Origin of the sequence: uncultured Acetatifactor sp., from assembly GCF_948601915.1 — a bacterium.
Classification (GTDB): domain Bacteria; phylum Bacillota; class Clostridia; order Lachnospirales; family Lachnospiraceae; genus Acetatifactor.
On sequence record NZ_CAPDXS010000282.1, the window covers coordinates 351 to 1,672 of the forward strand.

At 56.1% G+C, this 1,322-nt stretch carries 2 protein-coding genes; both read left to right on the top strand.

Annotation, left to right across the window (positions count from 1 at the left end):
- On the top strand, nucleotides 1-385 hold a 385-nt coding region (locus Q2B33_RS24050; RefSeq protein WP_300914341.1), incomplete at its 5' end, for an ssDNA-binding protein.
- 443 nt (nucleotides 386-828) lie between these two features.
- On the top strand, nucleotides 829-1,322 hold a 494-nt coding region (locus tag Q2B33_RS24055; RefSeq protein ID WP_300914342.1), incomplete at its 3' end, for an IS110 family transposase.

Consider the following 1,322-nt stretch of genomic DNA (forward strand, 5'->3'; position numbering starts at 1 on the left):
CGCCAGCAGCAAGCAGGCCCCCTTCGTGGTAGACGCTCAGGTGCAGCCCATCATTGATCCCACCCAGGTCTACTCCGGGATGTGGGCCAATGTCAATGTCACCTTCTTCGCCTACAACAACGCCGGCAAGAAGGGCATAGGCTGCGGCCTGAACGGGGTCCAGAAAGTCCGGGACGATACGCCCCTGGCCTCCCGAGTGACCGCACAGGAGGCTTTTCAGGCGATTCCTGCCTCCCCTGTGGCTCCTACCAACCCCGCTCCTCAGGCTCCTGCTGCTCCCGCAGCCCCTGCCGGCTATCCGGCTCCCGCCGTTGACCCCATCACCGGTCAGCCCCTCCCCCAGGGCGGCTATACCCCCACCGGCTTTCCTGTAATGGGGGTGTAAGCTGTGCCCACTGCTGTGCATCATCTCTCCATAGATATTGAGACGTACAGCGATGTGGACATCAAGAAAGCCGGGCTCTATCGGTACGCCCAGAGCCCGGCTTTTTCTATCCTCCTCGTATAATAAGTTTCAGGTTAATAAATTCAGTATCAGCAGGCTTAGAGATGCCCGTGATACAATAGCTGTAGGACAGCGGGGACAAGTTCTTTAGCCTCCGGTAGAGCCGAAAGGTTGCTACTCAGATAGTCAGTTCCCCTGAGCCGGAAGTTAGCTGCCAACTCACTGGCTGTTTGCCGGGAGTTGGGCCGCCCTCTCAGCAGTAAGGGCTATCGCATTGGCCCGCCCCGGAATGATTCTGATATGCGAGGTTGCTGATGCTCCGGTTATCATGGGTATCTCAAAGCCTGCTGACCTGAAATCCCAACACAGGGGAGGTGAAAATCGTGAATCAACTATTCGTTGGCATTGATGTGGGAAGCCGAAACAACGCGGTGTACCTGATGAAGCCGGACGGAGAGAAGCACAGCAGTTTTCGGATGCAAAATAACCGTGGCGGTGCTAAAATGTTGACAGAGAGGATCGTGTCGGCGATCCAGTCCCAGGGGTTGGAGGGTGTAGTGATCGGCATGGAGGCCACATCCATTTATGGAGACAGCCTGGTCTATGCCCTCCGCGAGGACGGGAAGCTGGGCCAGTATCCCCGGAAGATCCATGTACTCAACCCCAAACTGGTCAACAAGTTCAAGGAGTCCTACCCCGAGCTGCCCAAGAATGACGATGTGGACGCCTTTGTGATTGCCGACAAGCTCCGATTTGGACGCATCGGCAAGGAGGTCTACATGGACGATTACCGCTACAAAGCCCTTCAGACGCTGACCAGAGCCAGATTCTACGCTGTTCAGGATTTGACCCGAGAAAAACAGCGATTTGCTAACTA